The following is a 20,644-nucleotide window of genomic DNA, read 5'->3' as shown; positions in this document are numbered from 1 at the left end:
CGGAGGGCGTCGGGTGGACTACCGTCGGCGACGCAGACGGACCACTTCCGGGGGGAACCATGGCGTCCATCCGACGCAGGCTGCTCACAGCCACCGCGCTCACGGCGACAGCGGCGCTGGCCGGCGCGATGACAACGGTGTCGACCGCGCAAGCGGTCGGCGAGGACGTGAGCGCCCGGCTCGCCGAGTCGCTGCGGCAGGCCGTCGTCGCGCAGGACTTCCGCGACGTGCTCGACCTGACGCCGCCGGAGCTGGTGGCCGCGTCGCGCGCCGGGGCGCCGGAGAAGTACGACGCGGTGCCCGCGGGGGAGGTCGCCACCCGCCTCGCCCCGGCCGAGGCCCGGCCGCTGCACCAGACGCCGAACCTGGACCTCGCCGTGATCGAGCTGGACCGCTTCGGCCGGCCGAGCGCGATGGCCGACGTGCTGCTCAGCCCGCAGTACCCCGACGGGGTCGTGGTGCCGCTGGACCTGCACGAGCTGTCCACCGAGCAGGTGCGCTACCGGTGGTGGGACGACGACGAGTGGGACCTCAACGGCGGTCGCGGCACGCGGGACGTGCTCGCGGGCCGGGAGGGCGCGCCCCTCGACTTCTCCTCGCCGTACCCGGCGTCGGTGCTCAAGCTGATGGTGGGCTTCGGCGTGCTGCGGCTCGCCGACCAGGGCCGGGTGGACCTCGACGCGGTGTACGACTACCGGCCCGTGACGCAGAGCCCGGCGTGCGGCGGGCCGTCCAGCCGGGTGATCCGCGCGCACTTCGACGATATGATCACCAAGTCGCAGAACGAGTCCACCTGCGCGTTGATCAAGATGATCCACGACCTCGGCGCGTGGGACGAGGTCAACCGCACCTTCGCGGAGCTGGGCCTGCCGACGCTGATGGTCACCGGCACCAACCCGGAGAACGGCGGCCGGTGGATCGGGTCGAACATGAGCGGCATCGACACCGCGAAGCTGCTCCTGCTGGTCAACGGCGGTTCGGGCACGCTGTGGACGACCGACGCGGGCCGACCGGTGACGCGTGACGTGCTCAGCACGGCGTCCCGCGTGCAGTTCGTCAAGTCGCTGGCCAGGCAGGGCCACAACGAGATGCTGTCGACCACCAACCACTGCGGGCGCGACTACCCGGTGCAGGGCATCCGGCAGCAGACGCCGTCGCGCTGGATCCAGCCCGACGGCACGGTCACCGTCGGCTCCGCCGTGTACGACAGCGACGTGCGGCCGTGCGACGCGGTGGCCGAGGTGACGTTCGCGCACAAGACGGGCTGGGTCGACACGACCGGCAGCGACGCGGGCATCGTCAACTCGCTGCCCGGCGCGGCTCGGCGCAGCTACGTCGTGGTGGCGTTCGGCAACCTGGGCACGGACTACGTCGACACCTACCGGCCCGCCGACCGCCCCGGCGTCTTCCCGGTGCTGTACACCGAGAAGTACGCCAAGCTGGGCGCGGCCGTGGACCGGATCATGGTGGAGCTGGCCTCGACCCCGCACATCACCGCCCGGCGCGGCTAGGTCGCGGGTGGGCGGTCACGTCGGCGGCACCCCGCCGCGCGACCGCCCCCACCCCGCCCGGCGTCAGGTGCGCGCCTCGCGCGTCCGCCACAGCACCAGCACGAAGTACGGCGTGCCGATCAACGCGATCACCAGCCCGGCGGGCACCTGCGCCGGCGCGATCACCGTGCGCCCCGCGGTGTCCGCGGCGCTCACGAGCACCGCCCCGACCGCCGCCGCGACCGGCAGCACGCGCGCGTGCCTGCCGCCGACCAGCGACCGGGCCAGGTGCGGCGCGACCAGGCCGACGAACGCCACCACGCCGATCGCCGACACGGCCGTGGCCGCCAGCACGCCCGCCGCCAGCAGGATCACCAGCCGTGACGGCTCGACCCGCATCCCGAGCACCCGGGGCGTGTCCTCGTCCAGGTTGTGCAGGTCCAGCTCGCGGTGCCGGGCCCACAGCAGCGGGGTGAGCAGGGCCAGCGCCAGCGCCGGCGGCACGACCTGGTCCAGCGCGCGGCCGTAGGTGGAGCCGGACATCCACGTCAACGCCTTCGCCGTGTTCCACGGGTCCGACGTCACGATCAGCAGCGTGATCAGCGCCATCCCGGCCGACCACGTGGCGATGCCGATCACGACCAACCGGTCCGAGTCCAGGCCCGACCGCCACGCCAGCCCGTAGACCAGCGCGAACGCGGCCAGCGCGCCCGCACCGGCGGCACCGGCGACGTGCCAGGCCCCGGCCAGCGGCACGGCCGTGATCAACGTGATCGCGCCCAGCCCCGCGCCCGCCGTGATGCCCAGCAACCCCGGTTCGGCCAGCGGGTTGCGGCTCACCGACTGGATGCCGCAGCCCGCCACGGCCAGCGCCGCGCCCGCCACGAGCGCCGCCAGCACGCGCGGCAGCCGCTGGTCGACCACGAACGTCAGCGCTGTCCCCGTGCGGCCGGCGAGCCAGTTCGCCAGGTCGCCCAGCAGCACCACCCGGTCGCCGAGCATCAGCCCGGCGGTCGGCGCGGCGACCAGCAGCACGCCCAGCGCCACCGACGTCACCACGAGCCGGCGCGTCGAGGTGGCCACGCCGACCCGCCCGGCGGGCGACTGCCTCGGCGTGCCGCCCGACCGACCGCGCCGCGCCAACCAGATCAGCACGACCGCGCCCAGCACCGTCGTCATGACCCCGGTCGGCACGCGCACCGCCGCCGCCGACCCCATGACCGCCCGCAGCAGCACGTCCGCGCCGAGCACGACCACCACGCCGACGAGCCCGGACACCGGCAGCAGCAGCCGGTGCCGGCCCAGCCCGGGCACGAGCGGCGCGAGCAGCCGGGTGATCACCGGGGCGCTGAGCCCGACGAACCCGATGGGCCCGGCGACGGTCACGGCCGCCGCCGTCAGCGCCACGGTCAGCAGCACCGCGCCCACCCGCGTGCGCCGCACCTTCAGCCCGAGCACGGTCGCGTTGTCGTCGCCGAGGGCGAGGATGTCGAGCGACCGTCCCATGAGGACCAGGGCCGCGGTCGCGACCAGCACGACCGGCGCCATCCGGGCGGTCGCGTCGAGGTCGCTCACCGTCAGCGAGCCGGAGCCCCAGGCGAACAGCCCGGTCGTCTCCTGCTCGAACATCAGCAGCAGCAACATGGTCGCCGACTGCAGCGTCAGCATCACCGCCGAGCCGACGAGCACCAGCCGCGGGCTGGTCGAACCGCCGCCGGACAACCCGAGCACCACGGCGGACGCCGCGAGCCCGCCGACGAACGCCGCCGCGCCCGCGGGCAGCACGGGCAGGCTCACCCCGAACGCCGCGATGGCGACCACGGCCAGGTGCGCGCCCGCGTTCACGGCGAGCGTGTCCGGCGAGGCCAGCGGGTTGCGGGCCACCGACTGCATGCCCGCGCCGGCCACGCCGAGGGCGACGCCGAGCAGCAGCGCGGCCAGCAGGCGCGGCACGCGGGAGCCCTCCAGCACGGCGAGGGTCTGCGCGTCCCCGTCGCCCACCAGGGCCGCGAGGACGTCGAGCACCCCGGTCGACGCGGTGCCCTGGGTGAGGTGGACGGCGGAGAGCACGGCGATGAGCGCCACGATCCCCGCCGTCACGGCGGCGGCGCGCATCAGGCGGTGGCAGCCTTCACGAACTGCTCGGCGACGTGGACGACCGACTTCGGCCCGCCGAACGTCCACGTGCCCGGCTCCAGCTTCACTACCTTCCCGTTCGCCACGAACGGCAGCCGCTGCCACACCGGGTTCTGCGCCAGGCCGGTGGTGAACACGTCGTCCTCTGAGGCGCTGTAGAACAGCATGGTCCTCGGGTCGGTCAGCGCGGTCAGGCCCTCGACGTCGGTGGCGCCCAAGCCCCACTGCGGGTCGACGTCGCCGGTCCAGGCGTTCGTGAAGCCGACGGCCTCGGCGGCGTCGGAGACCAGCGAGCCCTTGCCGAACGGGCGGATGCTGACCGTGCTGCCCTGCGACCAGCCGTCGGCCATGACGAACGGCGTGCCGCCCGCGCCCTTGGCCTCGACGGCCTCGCGCCCCTCGGCGAGCGCGGTGTCCATGTCGGACAGCAGCCTGTCGCCCTCGGCGGACTTGCCGACCGCCCGGGCGATCATCCTCACGTCCGAGCGCAGCCGGTCGAAGTTCCCGGCCGCGTCGCTGGACTTCGTGACGACGACCGGCACGTACTGCTCGAGCCGGCCCACCAGCGCGGTGTCGCGGCCCTCGGCCACGATCACGAGGTCGGGGTCGAGGGCGACGATCGAGTCGACGCTGGGCTCGTTGCGCTTGCCGACGTCCTTCACGTCGGCCGGCAGCGGCACGACCGAGTTCCACGTCTTGTAACCGGCGACGTCCGCGACGCCCACCGGAGTGACACCCAGCGAGGTGACGATCTCGGTTTCGCCCCACTCCAGCACGACGACCTTCGCGGCCGGCGCGTCGAGCGCGACCTCCTTGCCGCGGGAGTCGGTGACGGTGACCGGGCCGCCGGCGGCCGAGGCGGGTGCGGTGGACGTCGGCGTCTCGGTCGTGCCGCACGCCGACAGCAGCACGGCGGTCGTCACGAGGGCAGGGGCGAGCAAGCGCATCGCTGGTACCTCTCAGGGGTGAAGGGGTGAAGGGGGGTCAGGCCGGTCGCGGGGTGTGCCTGCCCAGGGGGCGGCAGTGGATCGCGCCGGTGACCGGGTCGTCGGTCACGTGCACCGTGACGCCGTAGGCGCGGGTGAGGTGCTCGCCGGTGAGGACGTCGCGGACCGGGCCGGCCGCGACCACCCGGCCCTCGCTCAGCAGCACCACCTCGTCGGCCACGACGGCCGCGTGGTCGAGGTCGTGCAGCACCACGCCGACCGCCACGTCGTGGTCGTCGGCCAGGTCGCGCACCACGTCGAGGACCTCGACCTGGTAGCGCAGGTCGAGGTGGTTGGTGGGCTCGTCCAGCAGCAGCACGGAGGTCTCCTGCGCCAGGCAGGACGCGAGCCACACGCGTTGCAGCTCGCCGCCGGACAGCTCGTCCACGCCCCGGTCGGCCATCGGGGTGACACCCGTCAGGTCCATGGCGCGGCGGACGGCCGCGCCGCCCTCCGGGTCGACCCCGCGCCAGCCGGTGCGGTACGGGTAGCGGCCGTAGGAGACGACGTCGCGCACCGAGACCCCCGACGGCGTCGGCCGCTGCTGGGTGAGCAGCGTGACGTTGCGGGCGAACTCCTTGCCGGACAGCGGCGAGTGCCCCCACACCGACCGCTCGCCGACCCGCACCCGCCCCTCGCGCGGCCGGTGCAGGCGTGCCAGGGACCGCAGGACGGTCGACTTGCCGGACCCGTTGGGCCCGACGAGCGCCGTCACGCGCCCCGCGCGGAGCCCGAGCGAGACACCGTGCACGACCGCCCGGTCGTGGTGCGCGAGCACCAGTTCCTCACCGGTGAGCAGTGCGTCTCCTTTGGGCATGAGGGCAGCCTAACCTAAGGAGACGAATCACCCATATGGGCGTGATCTACTGCACTTCTCGGCCTATTCGGTAACGTTCGGCAGTGGGCTCAGGCGCTGAAGTGCCGCCGCGTGTCGGCCACCAGGGAGTCGAACACCAGGGTGTTCAACCGCCCGCCCACCTTCACCGCCGGCTCGTAGGCGAACGTCCACGTCAGCCTGCTGCCCCCGCCCGACCGCTCCACCAGGTAGTCCTCGCCGAACCGCCGGTACAGCGGCAGGTTCGCCCGGTCCACCGCGAACGACTGCCGCCGCCCCTCGTCCCACCGGATGAAGACCTCGCGCAACCGCAGCACGCCCAGCACCGCCGCGGTCCGCGTCGTGCCCACCCCGAACGGGCGAGGGGAGGAGTACTCCACCGACGACAGCAGGCGGCACCACCACAGCGGGTTGGAGGCGGCGAGGCCCCGCCACACGCGTTCGGGTGACACCGGCAGGTCCAGCACGTAGCTGTGACGCTGCGGCGCCGAATCGAAGAAGTCCAGGTCGAAAGGCTCCAAGCGGGGCACGTCCTCAGTGTGACGCCTGCGTGCCGGTTTCACCGCTCGGTCACGACGTCGGGGGCCGCACTTCGGCGGCGACCACCCAAAGCATCACCCGTTGAGCCGGTCGGGGGGACCCGGTGCCCGAACGTGTGGATCAGTGCCACCGCCCCTTGGCCCTGGGACCCCTGCCCTGGTTGCGTACACCCGATAGGCGACGACGAGAGGTGCGAGCCGATGGCGCAGCCGTTCCAGCTGCCGGATTTCTACATGCCCTACCCGGCACGGCTGAACCCCAGCCTGGAACGCGCGCGGGCGCACACCAAGGCGTGGGCCCACGAGATGGACATGATCGACGTGCCGCAGCACGGCACCGTCATCTGGACCGAGCACGACCTCGACTCGCACGACTACGCCCTGCTCTGCGCCTACACCCACCCCGACGCCTCGCCGGAGGACCTCGACCTCGTCACCGACTGGTACGTGTGGGTCTTCTACTTCGACGACCACTTCGTGGAGTTGTACAAGCGCAACCCGGACGTGGCGGGCGCGAAGGCGTACCTCGACCGGTTGCCGCTGTTCATGCCGGTCGACGGAGCGATCACGGCCGAGCCGGTGAACCCGGTCGAGAAGGGCCTCGCCGACCTGTGGACGCGCACGGTCGGCAGCCACTCGGAGGACTGGCGCCGCCGGTTCGCCGACAACACCAAGCACCTGCTGGACGAGTCCATGTGGGAGCTGCTGAACATCTCCGAGGGCAGGCTCTCCAACCCGATCGAGTACATCGAGATGCGCCGCAAGGTGGGCGGCGCCCCGTGGTCGGCGAACCTGGTCGAGCACGTCACCGGCATGGAGGTGCCCGCCTCGATCGCCCTCACCCGCCCGATGGGCGTCCTGCGCGACACGTTCGCCGACGCCGTGCACCTGCGCAACGACCTGTTCTCCTACGAGCGCGAGGTGCTGGACGAGGGCGAGCTGAGCAACGGCGTCCTGGTGCTGGAGAAGTTCCTCGACCTGCCGACGCAGGAGGCCGCCGAGGCGGTCAACGACCTGCTCACCTCCCGCCTGCACCAGTTCGAGCACACCGCCGTGACGGAGGTGCCGCTGCTGCTGGAGGAGCACGGCATCGACCCGGTGGGCCGGCTCGCCGTGCTGGCCTACGTCAAGGGCCTGCAGGACTGGCAGTCCGGCGGCCACGAGTGGCACGCGCGGTCCAGCCGCTACATGAACGAGGGCGCGGTCACCGCGAACCCGGTGCTCGGCGGCCCGACCGGCATCGGCACGAGCGCGGCCCGCTCGCTCATCGCCACCGCGCCGCAACGCCTGCGCAGCTACGGCCACGTGCCGTTCGAGGAGGTGCCGCCGCTGCCCGAGCCCGCGCTGCGCATGCCGTTCGAGGTGTCGGTCAACCCGCACTGGGCCGACGCGCGGGAGAAGAGCATCGCGTGGGCCCGTGAGATCGGCATCTTCGACGACGTGCCCCGCGTGTGGACGGAGGACAAGCTGCGCGACTACGACCTCGCGCTGTGCTCGGCGGGCATCGACCCGGACGCCACCGCGGAGGAGCTGGAGATCAACGCCCTGTGGTTGACCTGGGGCACGTACGGCGACGACTACTACCCGGTCGCGTTCGGCCGCACGCCGGACCTCGCCCTCGCCAAGGCAGTCACCGACCGGCTCAAGCAGATGATGCCGCTGGAGGGCGCGCCGCCGGCGCCGGTGACCCCGCTGGAGCGCGGCCTCGCCGACGCCTGGCGGCGCACCACCGCGCCGATGCCGCCGGAGAACCGCAGGCAGTTCCGCGTCGCGCTGGAGCTGATGCTCGACAGCTGGCTGTGGGAGCTGAAGAACCACCACGAGAACCGCGTGCCCGACCCCGTCGACTACGTCGAGATGCGCCGCCACACGTTCGGCTCGGAGCTGACGATGAGCCTGGCCCGGCTCGGCCACGGCAGGCTGGTGCCCGACGAGATCTACCGGACGCGCACCATCCGCAACATCGAGAACTCGGCGATGGACTACGCCATCATCCTCAACGACCTCTACTCGTACCGGAAGGAGATCCAGTTCGAGGGCGAGGTGCACAACGTGGTGCTCGTCGTGCGCAACTTCCTCGACGTGGACCTCGACCGGGCGATCCAGGTCGCCACGGATCTGGCCAACGCGCGGCTGGAGCAGTTCCAGCACTCGGTGGCCGTGGAGCTGCCGGCGCTGTTCGAGGAGTTCCGGCTCGACCGGGAGGCGCGCGAGGCGCTGAACGCCTACGTCGGCGAGCTGCGGGACTGGCTGGCGGGCATCCTCAACTGGCACCGGTCCGTCGTCCGCTACCACGACGCCGACCTGGCCAAGCACTTCGGCGGGCGGGAGGTGGCGTTCACGCCGCAGTCCCTGCGCGGGCCGACGGGGCTGGGCACGGCCTCCACGCGCCTCCTGGCGCACCACCGGTGACGCGGGCCCGGGAGGGCGGTGCCGCCCTCCCGGAGCCGTCACCCTCGGAGCCATCCCCCGGAGCCGTCCTCCCCGGAGCCGTCCTCCCGCATTGCCGAATGGTCTAGACCCATTGACAGCACCTCCCGGGCATGAGCACGCTTGGCGGCAGCCGCCTTGCCCCGAGGAGGTCCACGGTGAAACCCCCAGCGAGGACGGCCCGAGCGCTCGCCGTCCTGGTCATGGTGCTCGGCGCGACCGCCTGGTGGCACGTCGCCGCCGACACGCCCGCGGCCTCGGCCGCCGAACCCCTCCAGAGCATCGTCCCCGCCCCGGTCTCGGTGCAGCCCGCCGCCGGCGTCACGCACGCGATCACGGCCGGCACCAGGCTCTACACCACGGCCGCCGCGCACGGCGTGGGCGACCAGCTGGCCGCCGTGCTGCGCCCGTCGACCGGCTACGCCCTCCCGGTCGTGGACACCACCGGCACGCCCGCCGACGGCATCGCGCTGCTCGTCGGCGGCGCGCCCGCGTCCGTCGGCGACGAGGGCTACCAGCTCACCGTCACGTCGGCGTCCGTGCTGCTGCGCGCCAACACCCCGGCGGGCCTGTTCGCGGGCGTGCAGACGTTGCGCCAGCTCCTGCCCGCGCGGGTGGAGAGCCGCACGGTGCAGCCGGGACCGTGGACCGTGCCCGGTGCGACGATCACCGACTACCCCCGGTTCGCCCACCGGGGCGCGATGCTGGACGTGGCCCGGCACTTCCACCCCGTCGCGACGGTGAAGCGGTACCTCGACCAGCTCGCCCTCTACAAGGTCAACTACTTCCACCTGCACCTGACCGACGACCAGGGGTGGCGGATCGCGATCGACAGCTGGCCGCGGCTCGCGACGCACGGCGGCAGCACGCAGGTCGGCGGCGGGGCCGGCGGGTACTACACCAAGGCGCAGTACCAGGAGATCGTGGCGTACGCGGCGGAGCGGCACATCACCGTCGTGCCCGAGGTCGACCTGCCCGGCCACACCAACGCGGCGCTGGCCTCGTACGCCGAGCTGAACTGCAACGGCGTCGCGCCCGCGCTGCGCACGGACATCGCGGTCGGGTACTCGTCGCTGTGCGTGTCCAAGGACGTCACCTACACCTTCGTCGAGGACGTGATCCGGGAGATCGCCGCGCTGACGCCCGGGCCGTACCTCCACATCGGCGGCGACGAGGCGAGCGCGACGACCGACCAGGAGTACCAGACGTTCATGAGCCGGGTGCTGCCGCTGGTCGGCAAGTACGGCAAGAAGGCGATGGGCTGGCACGAGTACGTCAAGACCACGACCGACACCGGTGCGGTGGCCCAGTACTGGGGCACGACCACGTCCAACGCGGTGGTCCAGAACGCCGCCGCGCGGGGCCAGAAGGTCGTGATGTCGCCGGCGAACAAGGCGTACCTCGACATGAAGTACCACTCCGGCACGGCGCTCGGGCTGAGCTGGGCGGGGTACGTGGAGGTGCGGGACGCGTACGACTGGAACCCCGGCGCGCACGTGAGCGGCGTGCCCGAGTCGGCCGTGCGCGGGGTGGAGGCTCCACTGTGGAGCGAGACGATCGTGACACCGGCGCACATCGACTACATGGCGTTCCCCCGCCTGGCGGCGATCGCCGAGCTGGGCTGGTCGCCGTGGTCGACGCACGGGTGGGACGCGTTCCGGGTCCGCCTGGGCGCGCAGGCACCGCGCTGGACCGCGATGGGCATCGACTTCTACCGGTCGACGCAGGTCCCGTGGGACAACGGCGGCACCACGACCACTACCACCACAACAACAACCACCACCACCACGACCACGCAACCGTCCGGCACCTGGGCTCCCGACCGCGCGTACACGCCGGGCACGCAGGTCACCTACAACGGCGTCACCTACCAGTGCCGCCAGGCCCACACGTCCCAGGTGGGCTGGGAACCGCCGAACGTCCCCGCCCTCTGGCAGCGCCTCTGACCCGGGCGTCGAACTCACCGGTCCCGAGCGTTCGACACACGAGCCCTGAACGTAGGACTCTCGCGAGAGTCCTACGTTCAGGACGCGAGAGTCGTACGTTCGGGACCGGTGAGTTCAACGCTCAGGACGTGACGCGGGCGGCCGAGACCGGGCGGTCTGACGTCGCGTACGTGCCGGTGGACGAGGTGTTCACGCTCCACCGGTACCGGCTGAACTCGCCGGTCTCGTTCGAGGCGTAGAACATCATGTGCCCGTAACCGGCGCCGTCGGTCGCCGCGGTGGCGTTGAAGATGCGGTTGTCCGGGTACCGGAAGTAGTTGCCCACCCCGTAGACGCCGTGCGGTTCGGACGTGCAGTCCACGACCTCCACCGCGTACTGCGTCTCCCCGGTGAAGTTCAACGTCCGCGTCGGCGCGCGGTACACGCCCTTCACCGAGCGCACCATCACCACGTGCCCGGTGTTGGTGTCCTGGTCGTTGCGGTAGTCGATCGCGATCAGGTCACCCGGGCGGAGGTCCACCACCCTGGTGACGCGCTCGAAGTGCGGGATCGCCCGGTCCGCGAACGCCGCCCGGTAGTCCCGCGCGAACGGGCTGGCCAGCCCGAAGTGGGTGCTGAAGAACCGCGGGGTCGCCCACCGGTACGTGCGCTTCAGCACGGCGGTCAGGAACGACGCGCACTGGCTCTGGTTGACCCACCCGGACGCGTCGCCGGGCGAGCCCCACCGGACCACGTTCGGCTGGTCCGGCTCCTTGTAGGTGTTGTTCGCCAGCGGGCACGTGGGCAACGACAGGTAGCCGACGAGCTGCTCGGCCTCCAGCAGGTGCGGTGTGGACGGCTGGTGCGGACGCGGCGTCCGGGCCGACGCGGCGGTCGTCCCGTGGGTCCCGGTCGCCGGTGCGGCGAGGGCGGTTCCCCCGGAGAACGATCTGCGCGACAGGTCCATCGTGCGACTCCCCCTTCGGTGCGGGCCCGCATACCGTAGACGAAGGGGGTGGGCCGCACGTGGGAGATCAGCGCGCGTAGACCAGGAGAACGGTGGTCAGCACGCTGCAGACGGCCAGCGCCGCGGCGATCCCGGTCATCGCCGCACCGGTCGAGAGCAGGACCCGGGTGAGCACGCCGAGCACCCGGCGCAGGAGCTTGGCCAGACCCAGGACCAGCGCCATCGCGCCGATCATGAGCACGACCACGAGTGGTGTCCACCCGGTGGTGCCGGAGGACTGGGCTAACGCGGTGAGCAGGTTCATGGCGACCCCCGGATGGCTTCCTGGGTGGACTTCACCTTGTCTCACTGAAGTTGACTAAACCTCAGTGAGCTGAGGGTAAGACGAGCTGTACCGGACTGACAAGGCCCTTTCGGGCGTATCGGCTCGTCAACTTTCCCCGCGATCGTGTATGTTGCACGCTTCAGTCGGAGAGCTGAAATTCGCTGAAGGGCACACGGGTGTGATCGTCGCGGACCAGTCCCACACGCTCGCGCACCGCCTCCGGGCGTTGCGCGAAGAGCTGTGGCCCGACGTCACGATCACCCAGGGCGACCTCGCCCGCGCCCTCGGCGCCGAGAAGCCGGCCAGCGTGCCGCTGCTGTCGTCGTGGGAGAGCCGCACCAAGCCCAAGACGCCCCCGCTGCACCGCCTCGCCGCCTACGCCACGTTCTTCGCCACTCGGCGCTCCGTCGCGTCCCGCCCCTACCGGCTGCTGCCGGTGGACGAGCTGACCCCCGAGGAGCTGCGCCGGCGCGAGGAGCTGCTGCGCGAGCTGGCCGAGCTGCGCGCCGCCGCCGAGCGGCGCGACGGCGGCCCGGTCGACGCCACCGACCACGCCGACCGCGGCTTCTGGTACTTCGACGACCGGCACGTGATCACCATCGTGGTCGCCCAGCTCCCGGCCGGAATGCGGGCGAGGATGCCCTACTCGGACCCGACGCAACCCGACTACGTCGAGCTGTACACCTACGCCGACCTCGACGCCCTGATCGAGCTGCACGGCCACATCCGCGCGCTCAACCCGCGCAGCCAGGTCAACTTCCGCATCGCCTCCGACCTCGCTCCCGACGACTACACCACCCACCTGGTGCTGCTCGGCGGCGTCGACTGGAACCTCGTCACGCGCGAGCTGCTCGACCGCGTGGAACTGCCGATCACGCAGGTCGCCCGCCACGACGAGGCCGAGGCCGGCGGGTTCGTCGTCCGCGCGCCCGACGGCGGGGAACGCCTCTACGCGCCCCGCCTCGGCCGCGACGGCGTCCTGCTGGAGGACGTCGGCCACTTCTACCGCGGCACCAACCCGTTCAACCACAAGCGCACGGTGACGATCTGCAACGGCCAGTACGGCCGGGGGACCCTCGGCGTCGTGCGGGCCCTGACCGACGGCAGGTTCCGCGACCGCAACGCGGAGTACCTGGACCAGCGATTCCCCGGGCTGGCCTCCTACAGCATCCTGACCAGGGTGGCGGTCGTGAACGGCCAGGTGGTCACCCCCGACTGGAACCTGCCGGACGCCCGGCTCTACGAATGGCCGGAGGGCCGCAGTTGAACGCCGCACCCGCGCTCGCCGCACCCACCCCGGGCGGGCGCTCCCCGTCGGCGAACCACCACGGTTCCCACCGCCACCTGCTGACCCGCGACGCGCGGGCCGTCCCGGCCGGGGTGGACGCGATCATCGTGCCGACCGCCCGGCCCACCGCCTACCTGGAGCACGTGGTCGGGCTCGCCGCGCACCACCGCTGCACCCTGGTCCTGCTGTGCAGCCGCCGGTCGAGCGCGGCCGCCGCCACCGCGCTCGCCGAATGCGCCGGCGTCGAGGTCGTCGCCGTCGACACCGCCGACGCGCCGCAGGCCCTGCTGCCCCCGTTCCGCACGACGGCGATGCTGCGCGGCGGCCGGTTCGACCGCCGCACCGACACCAGCCCCAAGCGCAACCTCGGCCTCCTGCTGGCCGCCGCCGCGGGCTGGGAGCGGGTCGTCTACGTGGACGACGACGTGGAGATCCCGCGGCCGGACGACCTGGGCGTCGCCGCGGGCCTGCTCGACGCGTTCACCGGCGTCGGCCTGTCCGTCGGCGGCTACCCGGACAACTCGGTGGTCTGCCACGCCTACCGCGAGGCGGGCGGCGACCAGGACACGTTCATCGGCACGGGAGCGCTCGCGATCGGCCGCGAGTCGTTCACCTCGTTCTTCCCCAACATCTACAACGAGGACTGGTTCTTCCTCCTCGGCGACGCGGGCCTCGCGCCGTCCGCGGTCACGGGCCTGGCCCTGCAGAAGCCGTACGACCCGTACCGCGACACCATGCGCGCCCGCACCGAGGAACTCGGCGACTGCCTCGCCGAGGGGTTGTTCGGCCTGCTCGACACCGGCCGCGGGCTGACCGAGGCCACGGCCGGCTACTGGCGGTGGTTCCTCGGGCAGCGCCGGCGGTTCATCGAGGAGGTCGTCGGCATGGTCTGCGACACCGTGCCGGAGGGCGCCGCCAAGCAGCGGATGATCGCCGCGCTCAAGGCCGCCGGCGGCCGCAACCGCCTCATCGAGCCGCAGCTCTGCGTGGACTACCTCACGGCCTGGCGCGCCGACCGCGAGGCGTGGCGCGCGCACGTCGAGACCGTCCGCGCCCGCCACCAGGGCCGCACCCTGCCGCGACTGCTCACCGACCTGCGCCTGCCGCACCGCTACCGCCCGCGCGCCTGACGGCTCCCATGTGGCGGAACGCTCAACCCGCGCCGCACCGGGGCGGATAGGCTCGCCTGTCGGGACGCGGACGAGCGGGAGGCAGGGCATGACGAGCACCGATGGTCGGCGGAAGTGGCTGACCGTCGCCGGGGAACTGGCCGCGGCGTTGCGGGTGGACGCGGCGGAACGCGACCGGCGCGGTGCGGAGCCGGTGGCCGAGGTCGAGGCGCTGCGGCGGTCCGGCCTGCTGTCGGTGCGCGACTGGGCCACGCAGCAGGCCGTGGGCCGGGTCGTCGGCGCGGCGGACGCCAACGTCGGCCACCTGCTCGGCTACCACTACCTCCAGGTGTGGCGCAGCGGGCTGTTCGACAACCCGGACTTCGAACCGGGCGAGGACCTGTTCTGGGCCGGCGTCAGCAACCCCCTCGACGCCGCGCTGGAGCTGCGCCCGGTCGACGGCGGGTTCGAGGTCACCGGCCGCAAGACGTTCGCCACGGGCGCGTCGGTCGCCGACCGGCTGGTCGTCAGCGCCACCCGCGCCGACACGGGCGGGAAGGTCACCTTCACCCTCGACGCCAAGGCCGACGGCATCACCTACGCCGGCGACTGGGACAACATCGGCCAGCGCCTCACCGCCAGCGGCGGCGTGGTGTTCGACCACGTCCACGTGCCCGCCCGGCAGGTGCTGGGCGAGCACGACGAGAACAGCCCGCGCCTGTCGCTGGCCGCCCTGGGCTTCCAGCTCGTGCTGGCCCAGCTGTACGTGGCGATGGCCGAGGGCGCGCTGGCCGAGGCCGCCCACTACATCCGCTCGACCACGCGGCCGTGGTTCCTCAGCGGCGTCGACTCGGCGACTTCCGACCCCTACGTCCTCGGCACGTACGGCGAGCTGGTCGCCGAGGCGCAGGCCGCCGGCCTCCTGGCCGACCACGCCTCCGAGCGGCTGGACCGGGCGTCCCGCCGCGGCGCGGAGCTGACCCGCGACGAGCGCGCCGAGACCGCCGCCGCCATCTCGTCGGCCAAGGTCGTCGCCACCAGGGTCGCCAACCAGACCACCAGCCGGGTGTTCGAGCTGTGCGGCGCGCGCGCCACGGCGGCCGGCTACGCCTTCGACCGGTTCTGGCGCAACGCCCGCACCCTCACCCTGCACGACCCGGTGTCGTACAAGGCCCGCGAGGTCGGCGCGTACTTCCTGACCGGCGAGCAGGCCCCGTTCACCGGGTACAGCTGATGGAGCCGCTGCTGGCGCGCAGCGTGCGCCTGGAGGACGACGGGGTGCACATCCTGGACCGGCGGGACTTCCCGTTCCGCAAGACGTGGGTCCGCTGCGGCACGGTCGCCGAGGTCGCCAAGGCCATCGAGGACATGGTCACCCAGTCCTCCGGCCCGTACTTCGCCGCGCTGTGGGGCATGGTGCTGGCCGCCCGCGAGGTCCGCGACCTGCCCCGCGCCGAGGCCCGCGCCCGGCTGGAGGAGGCCGGTCGGCTCCTGGTCGAGACCCGTCGCACCAACAACCACCTGCGCAAGGCGGTGGCCGCGGTGCTCGCGGGCGTGGACGCCTCCGACGACGTCGTGGCCGGCGCGCTGGCCGGCGCGGAGGCGGGCGACGAGCGCTACCGCGGCCGCAGCCGCAGCCTCGGCCGGCACACCGCCGAACTGCTGCCCGACGACGGCGCGGTGCTCACGCACTGCTGGGCCGACCTGTACCTGACCGAGACCGTCACCGCCGCCCAGGAGATGGGCAAGCGCTTGCGGTTCGTCTGCACGGAGACCCGCCCGTACCTCCAGGGCGCCCGCCTGACCGCGGAGACGCTGGGGGAGATGGGCGTGGACACGACCCTGATCACCGACGGCATGGGCGCGGCCGTCATGTCGACCGGCGACGTCGACGTGCTGCTGACCGCCGCCGACCGGGTCACCATGGACGGCCACGTGGTCAACAAGGTCGGCACGCTCGGCCTCGCCGTGGCCGCGCACGCGTTCGACGTGCCGTTCCTGGCGATGGTGCAGGCGCCGGACCGCCTCGCCCCGACCGCCGCCGACGTGCCGATCGAGTACCGGCCGGGCGACGAGGTGCGGCACACCCTGGGCCGCCGCACGGCCACCGACCGCGCGCGGGGCCTGTACCCGGCGTTCGACGTGACCCCGCCGCGGTTCGTGACCTCGGTGGTGACCGACCGCGGTGCGTACGCTCCGGACGGGTTGGCCGATTACTACGTTGGGGACGTTCATGACTGAATGGGTCGTGCTGGACATCGAGGGCACGCTCAGCGCCACCGACCAGGTCCTGGTCACGCTGTACGACTACGCCCGGCCTCGGCTGGGGCCGTGGATCGACGAGCACGGCGACGACCCGGCCGTGGCGGAGGCGGTCGCGCAGATCCGCGAGCTGTCCGGCGCGACCGGCGGCACCGACGAGCTGGTGCGCGTGCTGCACGGCTGGATGGACGCCGACCGGAAGGTCACGCCGCTCAAGACGTTGCAGGGCCTGATCTGGCAGCGCGGTTACGCCGAGGGCGACCTGGTGGCCGAGTTCTTCCCGGACGTGGTGCCCGCGCTGCGCCGGTGGCACGCCGACGGCGTCAAGCTGGCCGTGTTCTCCTCCGGCTCGGTGGCAGGTCAGGTGGCCTTCTTCGGGCACACGACCGACGGCGACCTCACCCCGCTGTTCGAGCACCACTTCGACACCGTGAACGCGGGCCCGAAGCGCGAGGCCGGGTCGTACCTGAAGATCGCCTCCGTGCTCGGCTCGGACGACATCACGTTCTACTCCGACGTGCCCGCCGAGCTGCACGCCGCCGCCGAGGCCGGGTGGCGCACGGTCGGCGTCGCGCGCCCAGGCGAGCCCTACGGCGACGCGGACTTCGGTCCACACCGGACGGTGACGGCCCTGTGAGCCCCGGCGAGGCCCTGGCCGCCGAGTGCGCCCGGTACACCGCGATGGGCTGGATGCGCGGCACGTCCGGCAACCTCTCCGTGGTCGTGGACCGCGACCCGCTGCGGCTCGCGGTCACCGTCAGCGGCAAGGACAAGGGCGAGCTGACCCCCGACGACGTCGTCCTCGTCGACGCCGAGGGCCGCACGGACGACCCGGTGCGCGTGCCGTCCGCCGAGGCCGCGCTGCACGGGCGGATCGCGGCGGTGTCCGGCGCGGGCGCGGTGGTCCACGTGCACGCGCTCGCCCCCGTCGTGGCGGCCGAGCGCCGGCCGGACGGCGTCGAGCTGCGCGACCTGGAGATGCTCAAGGGCTTCGGCCGGCGCGCGCACGACGACGTGGTCGTCATCCCCGTGGTGCCCAACAGCCAGGACATGCGGGTGCTCGGCGACGCCTTCGAAGCCGGGTTCCGGGAGGACGTGCCGGCCTTGATAGTCGCCCGGCACGGGGTGTACGTGTGGGGTGACGACCTCTACCAGGCGCGGCACCGGCTGGAGTGCCTGGAGTGGCTGCTGCGGTTCCAAGCCGAAACCCACAGGAGGTAGGCGCGATGACGTTGCTGACCGTGTGGTCGGACACCGACCCCGAGAACGCCCTGGTGCGCACCGCCGACCCCGCCGAGATCGAGGTCGAGCTGAAGCAACTGGGCGTCCGCTACGAGCAGTGGCCGGTCGTCCCCGGGGTGACCAGGGAGAACGCCCTGGAGGTCTACGCCGACCAGGTGGCGCGCGTGACCGAGACCGAGGGCTACATCCTGGTCGACGCGATGGAGATGACGCCGTCCGACGACCCCGAGTGGCTGGAGTCGGCCGGGCAGGCGCGGCTCAAGTTCCTGGCCGAGCACACCCACGACGACGACGAGGACCGCTTCTTCGCGCGGGGCGCGGGCGTGTTCTACCTGCACGTCAAGGAACGCGTGTACGCGGTGCTGTGCGAGGCGGGCGACCTGCTGAGCGTGCCGGAGAACACCACCCACTGGTTCGACATGGGCACCCGGCCGGACTACGTGTCGATCCGGTTCTTCCACGACGACGACGGCTGGGTCGGCAACTTCACCGGCAGCGAGATCGCCCGGTCGTTCCCGACGTTCGACCAGCTCATGGCGGGTCACCGAGCGAGCTGAGCTCCGCGGCGAGGTTGGCCCTGGCCCGCTCCTCCCACCGCGCGCGGGCGTGCGGGCCGGCGTAGAGCGGGTCGCGGCCGGCCAACGAGCGCAGGACGCGGGCGCGACCGGTCCGCCACGCGTCGTCGGGCACGTGCGCGTACTCGGCGCGGACGGCCCGGCGGTAGCGCTCGTAGCCGGCCGGGTCGGAGCCGAGGATCGCCAGGTCGGCGTCGAGGAGCAGGCACGTCAACGGGTCGTCCGAGGCGTGGTCGGCGGTGGCCAGCACGAGGTCGGCCACCGCGTCGGCCTCGGGCAGCCCGGCCAGTCGCGCGCGGGCCCAGTCGGCGCTGCGGCGCTCGTCCTCGCCCGGCACGCCGTCGTAGACGACGTCGTGGGCGAGGGCGGCCAACGCCAGCACCGCGCGCTCGCGTGCCGTGCGGTGGTCGGCGAGGGCCAGCACGTCGACGTCACGTGCGACGGCCAGCACGTGGTCGGCGTTGTGGTAGCGGCGGTGGGGTTCGGCGTACCGGGCGACGAGGTCGCCGGGACCGTGCGCGCCACCCAGCGCCCGGACCGCCTCCCGCCACCGCTCGACCAGGTCATCCACGGGGCAGCTCCACGGTGAAGGCCGCGCCGCCCTCGGGCGCGGGACCGGCTCCGATCGTGCCACCCAGCCGGGTGACCAGGCCGTGCACCAGGGCGAGGCCGACGCCCGTGCCGACCGGTCGGGAGCGCTCGTACTTCGCGTGCAGCGCGCCCTTGCGGAACGCGACGCGGTAGTCGTCCTCGGACAGCCCCGGACCGCCGTCGCGCACCTGGAGCACCTCGCCCAGCGCCAGCACCACCGGCCGCCCGGCCGGGGTGAGCCGCAGGGCGTTCTCCAGCAGCCCGTCCAGCACCTGCCGCAGCCGGCGCGCGTCGGTCGTCCGCACGACCGGCCCCGCGGGCAGCTCCAGCCGGAACTCGACGCCCTTGGCCGCGCACCGCGCCCGCCACACCTCGGCCGCCGCCGCGACCAGGGCCGCCAGGTCGACCGGGGCGAGGTCGACCCGGAAGTCGTCCGCGCCCAGCCGTGCCAGGTCCAGCAGGTCGCTGACCAGGCGGTCCAGCCGCCCCGCCTCCTCCGAGATCGTCCGGCCCACCGCGGGCACCTCCGGTCCCGACACCACCCCGTCGGCCAACGACTCGGCGAACCCGCTCACCGCCGTCAACGGCGTGCGCAGCTCGTGCGACACCGACAGCAGGAACTCCCGCTGCCTGGCCTCGCTGCGGGCCAGCGCGTCGACCAGGGCGTTCACCGCACCGCCGACCTCGGCCACCTCCGCGGGCCCGTGCTCGGGTGCCCGCAGGTCCCGCCGGCCGCCGCTCATCGTGCGGGCCACGGCCGCCGTCCGCCGCAGCGGACGCGCCACCAGCTTGCCCAGCAGCAACCCGGCCACCGCCGCCACCAGCAGCCCGATCCCGAGCGCGACCGCGATGTCGCGCGCCAACCTGCGGCCCAACCCGTTGGCGACGGCGGTCTCCTGCACGAGCGCCACCCCGGGCCGCACCTCGACCAGCCGCGTGCCGACCCGGCCGGACGACCCGCCGACGGCGCGCACCGCCCGCACCGCCCGCGGGTCGCCGGTCAGCCCGCCGTCCGGGCCGATGAGCACCAGGTCGATGCCCTGCCCGCGCAGCACCTCGACCACCCGCAGCCGCCCGGGCCTGCCGACGTCGAGCTGCCCCGCCACCACGTCCGCCTGGTCGGCCAGCGCCTCCCGGCTCACCTCCCGCGACGCCGCGAGCACCGACCGCGCCGACACCAGCCCCGCCACCACGACCGCCACCCCGGCCACCGCCAGGCACAACGCCGTGACCCGGAACGCCAGGCTCGTCCTCGCCGTCACGGCGCCTCGACCGAGTAGCCGACCCCGCGCACGGTCCGGATCGGGCTCAGCCCGCCGAGCTTGGCCCGCAGCTGCGCCACGTGCACGTCCACCGTCCGCGTGCCCGCCGCCGCCGCGTAACCCCACACCGCGCTCAACAGCTGCTCCCGCGCGAACACCCGCCCGGGGTGCCGCATCAGGTGCGCCAGCAGGTCGAACTCCGCCGAGGTCAGCGCCACCTCGGCGGCACCGGCCCACACCCGCCGCCGGTCCCCGTCCAACCGCACCTCGCCGACGACGTGCACCGGGTTGACCGGCGGCGTGCCGCGGCGCAGCACCGTGCGCACCCGCGCCACCAGCTCCCGGGGGCTGAACGGCTTGGTCACGTAGTCGTCCGCGCCCAGCTCCAGCCCGAGCACCCGGTCCACCTCGTCGTCCCGCGCGGTCACGAACAGCACCGGCGTCCAGTCACCGGCCGCGCGCAGCGCCCGGCACACCTCGACCCCGTCCAGCCCGGGCAGGCCGACGTCCAGGAGCACCGCCACGGGCCGCAACCGGCGCACCGCGGCCAGTGCCGCCCGCCCGTCGGCCTCCACGTGCACGCCGAACCCGTCGCGCCGCAGGTAGAGGCCGACGAGGTCGGCGATGGCCCGTTCGTCCTCCACGACCAGCACCAGTCCCGGCACGCGCGCATCGTGGCACG

19 protein-coding genes are annotated in these 20,644 nt (G+C 73.2%); 10 read left to right on the top strand and 9 right to left on the bottom strand.

Annotation, left to right across the window (positions count from 1 at the left end; all coding sequences use genetic code 11):
• Window positions 1–59 precede the first annotated feature (59 nt).
• Window positions 60–1,511, top strand: coding sequence for a serine hydrolase (locus ACIGNX_RS05930; protein ID WP_396536762.1), 1,452 nt, complete (start codon window positions 60–62; stop codon window positions 1,509–1,511).
• 63 nt (window positions 1,512–1,574) lie between these two features.
• Here the strand turns inward: ACIGNX_RS05930 and ACIGNX_RS05925 are convergent, their stop codons facing one another.
• From ACIGNX_RS05925 to ACIGNX_RS05910, 4 genes are all read right to left on the bottom strand, one after another.
• Window positions 1,575–3,605: an iron ABC transporter permease gene (locus ACIGNX_RS05925; RefSeq protein ID WP_396536760.1), complete on the bottom strand. Its 2,031-nt coding sequence runs from the start codon at window positions 3,603–3,605 to the stop codon at window positions 1,575–1,577.
• The gene (locus tag ACIGNX_RS05920; protein ID WP_396536758.1) at window positions 3,605–4,573 is read right to left on the bottom strand and encodes an ABC transporter substrate-binding protein; all 969 of its coding nucleotides are present in this window, start codon (window positions 4,571–4,573) and stop codon (window positions 3,605–3,607) included. Before ACIGNX_RS05920 ends, ACIGNX_RS05925 begins: the two co-directional genes overlap by 1 nt.
• A 37-nt stretch (window positions 4,574–4,610) precedes the next feature.
• A complete protein-coding gene (locus tag ACIGNX_RS05915; protein ID WP_396536756.1) occupies window positions 4,611–5,429 on the bottom strand; it encodes an ABC transporter ATP-binding protein in 819 nt (272 codons plus the stop codon).
• Between the two features lie 89 nt (window positions 5,430–5,518).
• A complete protein-coding gene (locus tag ACIGNX_RS05910) occupies window positions 5,519–5,977 on the bottom strand; it encodes an SRPBCC family protein (protein ID WP_396536754.1) in 459 nt (152 codons plus the stop codon).
• A 210-nt stretch (window positions 5,978–6,187) separates the two neighbouring features.
• On the opposite strand from ACIGNX_RS05910, the gene ACIGNX_RS05905 reads away from it, so the two are divergent.
• Together ACIGNX_RS05905 and ACIGNX_RS05900 are read left to right on the top strand one after the other, a co-directional pair.
• Entirely contained in the window at window positions 6,188–8,398 is a 2,211-nt protein-coding gene (locus ACIGNX_RS05905) for a germacradienol/geosmin synthase (RefSeq protein WP_396536753.1), read from the top strand.
• A 131-nt stretch (window positions 8,399–8,529) separates the two neighbouring features.
• The gene (locus tag ACIGNX_RS05900; protein WP_396536751.1) at window positions 8,530–10,362 is read left to right on the top strand and encodes a family 20 glycosylhydrolase; all 1,833 of its coding nucleotides are present in this window, start codon (window positions 8,530–8,532) and stop codon (window positions 10,360–10,362) included.
• 121 nt (window positions 10,363–10,483) lie between these two features.
• Here ACIGNX_RS05900 and ACIGNX_RS05895 read toward each other — a convergent pair whose 3' ends face one another.
• The gene (locus ACIGNX_RS05895) at window positions 10,484–11,308 is read right to left on the bottom strand and encodes a hypothetical protein (protein WP_396536749.1); all 825 of its coding nucleotides are present in this window, start codon (window positions 11,306–11,308) and stop codon (window positions 10,484–10,486) included.
• A 67-nt stretch (window positions 11,309–11,375) separates the two neighbouring features.
• Entirely contained in the window at window positions 11,376–11,612 is a 237-nt protein-coding gene (locus tag ACIGNX_RS05890; RefSeq protein WP_396536747.1) for a hypothetical protein, read from the bottom strand.
• A 199-nt stretch (window positions 11,613–11,811) separates the two neighbouring features.
• Between ACIGNX_RS05890 and ACIGNX_RS05885 the strand changes: the two genes are divergently transcribed.
• The 7 genes from ACIGNX_RS05885 to ACIGNX_RS05855 all read left to right on the top strand — a co-directional run bounded on the left by ACIGNX_RS05885 (window position 11,812) and on the right by ACIGNX_RS05855 (window position 18,091).
• Window positions 11,812–12,900 (top strand): helix-turn-helix domain-containing protein, encoded by a 1,089-nt coding sequence (locus ACIGNX_RS05885; RefSeq protein WP_396536745.1) that lies wholly within the window; start codon window positions 11,812–11,814, stop codon window positions 12,898–12,900.
• Entirely contained in the window at window positions 12,897–14,051 is a 1,155-nt protein-coding gene (locus ACIGNX_RS05880; RefSeq protein WP_396536743.1) for a hypothetical protein, read from the top strand. The genes ACIGNX_RS05885 and ACIGNX_RS05880 overlap by 4 nt, the downstream gene beginning before the upstream one ends.
• 88 nt (window positions 14,052–14,139) lie before the next feature.
• The gene (locus ACIGNX_RS05875; RefSeq protein ID WP_396536741.1) at window positions 14,140–15,264 is read left to right on the top strand and encodes an acyl-CoA dehydrogenase family protein; all 1,125 of its coding nucleotides are present in this window, start codon (window positions 14,140–14,142) and stop codon (window positions 15,262–15,264) included.
• On the top strand, window positions 15,264–16,271 hold the full coding sequence (locus ACIGNX_RS05870) for a s-methyl-5-thioribose-1-phosphate isomerase (protein ID WP_396536739.1): 1,008 nt from the start codon (window positions 15,264–15,266) through the stop codon (window positions 16,269–16,271). The genes ACIGNX_RS05875 and ACIGNX_RS05870 overlap by 1 nt, the downstream gene beginning before the upstream one ends.
• Complete coding sequence (gene mtnC / locus ACIGNX_RS05865) at window positions 16,264–16,929, top strand: acireductone synthase (RefSeq protein ID WP_396536737.1); 666 nt, start codon at window positions 16,264–16,266, stop codon at window positions 16,927–16,929. The genes ACIGNX_RS05870 and mtnC overlap by 8 nt, the downstream gene beginning before the upstream one ends.
• Window positions 16,926–17,513 carry a methylthioribulose 1-phosphate dehydratase gene (mtnB, locus tag ACIGNX_RS05860; protein ID WP_396536736.1) on the top strand — a complete coding sequence of 196 codons (588 nt, stop codon included), beginning with the start codon at window positions 16,926–16,928 and terminating at the stop codon, window positions 17,511–17,513. The genes mtnC and mtnB overlap by 4 nt, the downstream gene beginning before the upstream one ends.
• 5 nt (window positions 17,514–17,518) lie before the next feature.
• Window positions 17,519–18,091 carry a 1,2-dihydroxy-3-keto-5-methylthiopentene dioxygenase gene (locus ACIGNX_RS05855; protein ID WP_396536734.1) on the top strand — a complete coding sequence of 191 codons (573 nt, stop codon included), beginning with the start codon at window positions 17,519–17,521 and terminating at the stop codon, window positions 18,089–18,091.
• Here ACIGNX_RS05855 and ACIGNX_RS05850 read toward each other — a convergent pair.
• Genes ACIGNX_RS05850 through ACIGNX_RS05840 form a run of 3 tightly spaced genes read right to left on the bottom strand, consistent with a single transcriptional unit; the run spans window position 18,066 to window position 20,627 of the window.
• Window positions 18,066–18,680, bottom strand: coding sequence for a hypothetical protein (locus tag ACIGNX_RS05850; protein ID WP_396536732.1), 615 nt, complete (start codon window positions 18,678–18,680; stop codon window positions 18,066–18,068). The genes ACIGNX_RS05855 and ACIGNX_RS05850 overlap by 26 nt on opposite strands.
• On the bottom strand, window positions 18,673–19,962 hold the full coding sequence (locus ACIGNX_RS05845; RefSeq protein ID WP_396536730.1) for a histidine kinase dimerization/phospho-acceptor domain-containing protein: 1,290 nt from the start codon (window positions 19,960–19,962) through the stop codon (window positions 18,673–18,675). Before ACIGNX_RS05845 ends, ACIGNX_RS05850 begins: the two co-directional genes overlap by 8 nt.
• Window positions 19,959–20,627 carry a response regulator gene (locus tag ACIGNX_RS05840; protein WP_396536728.1) on the bottom strand — a complete coding sequence of 223 codons (669 nt, stop codon included), beginning with the start codon at window positions 20,625–20,627 and terminating at the stop codon, window positions 19,959–19,961. Before ACIGNX_RS05840 ends, ACIGNX_RS05845 begins: the two co-directional genes overlap by 4 nt.
• Window positions 20,628–20,644 lie beyond the last annotated feature (17 nt).

It is taken from the genome of Actinosynnema sp. NPDC053489 (genome assembly GCF_044544865.1).
In the GTDB taxonomy this organism is placed as follows: Bacteria; Actinomycetota; Actinomycetes; order Mycobacteriales; family Pseudonocardiaceae; genus Actinosynnema.
This window is presented reverse-complemented; position numbering and strand designations above follow the sequence as displayed.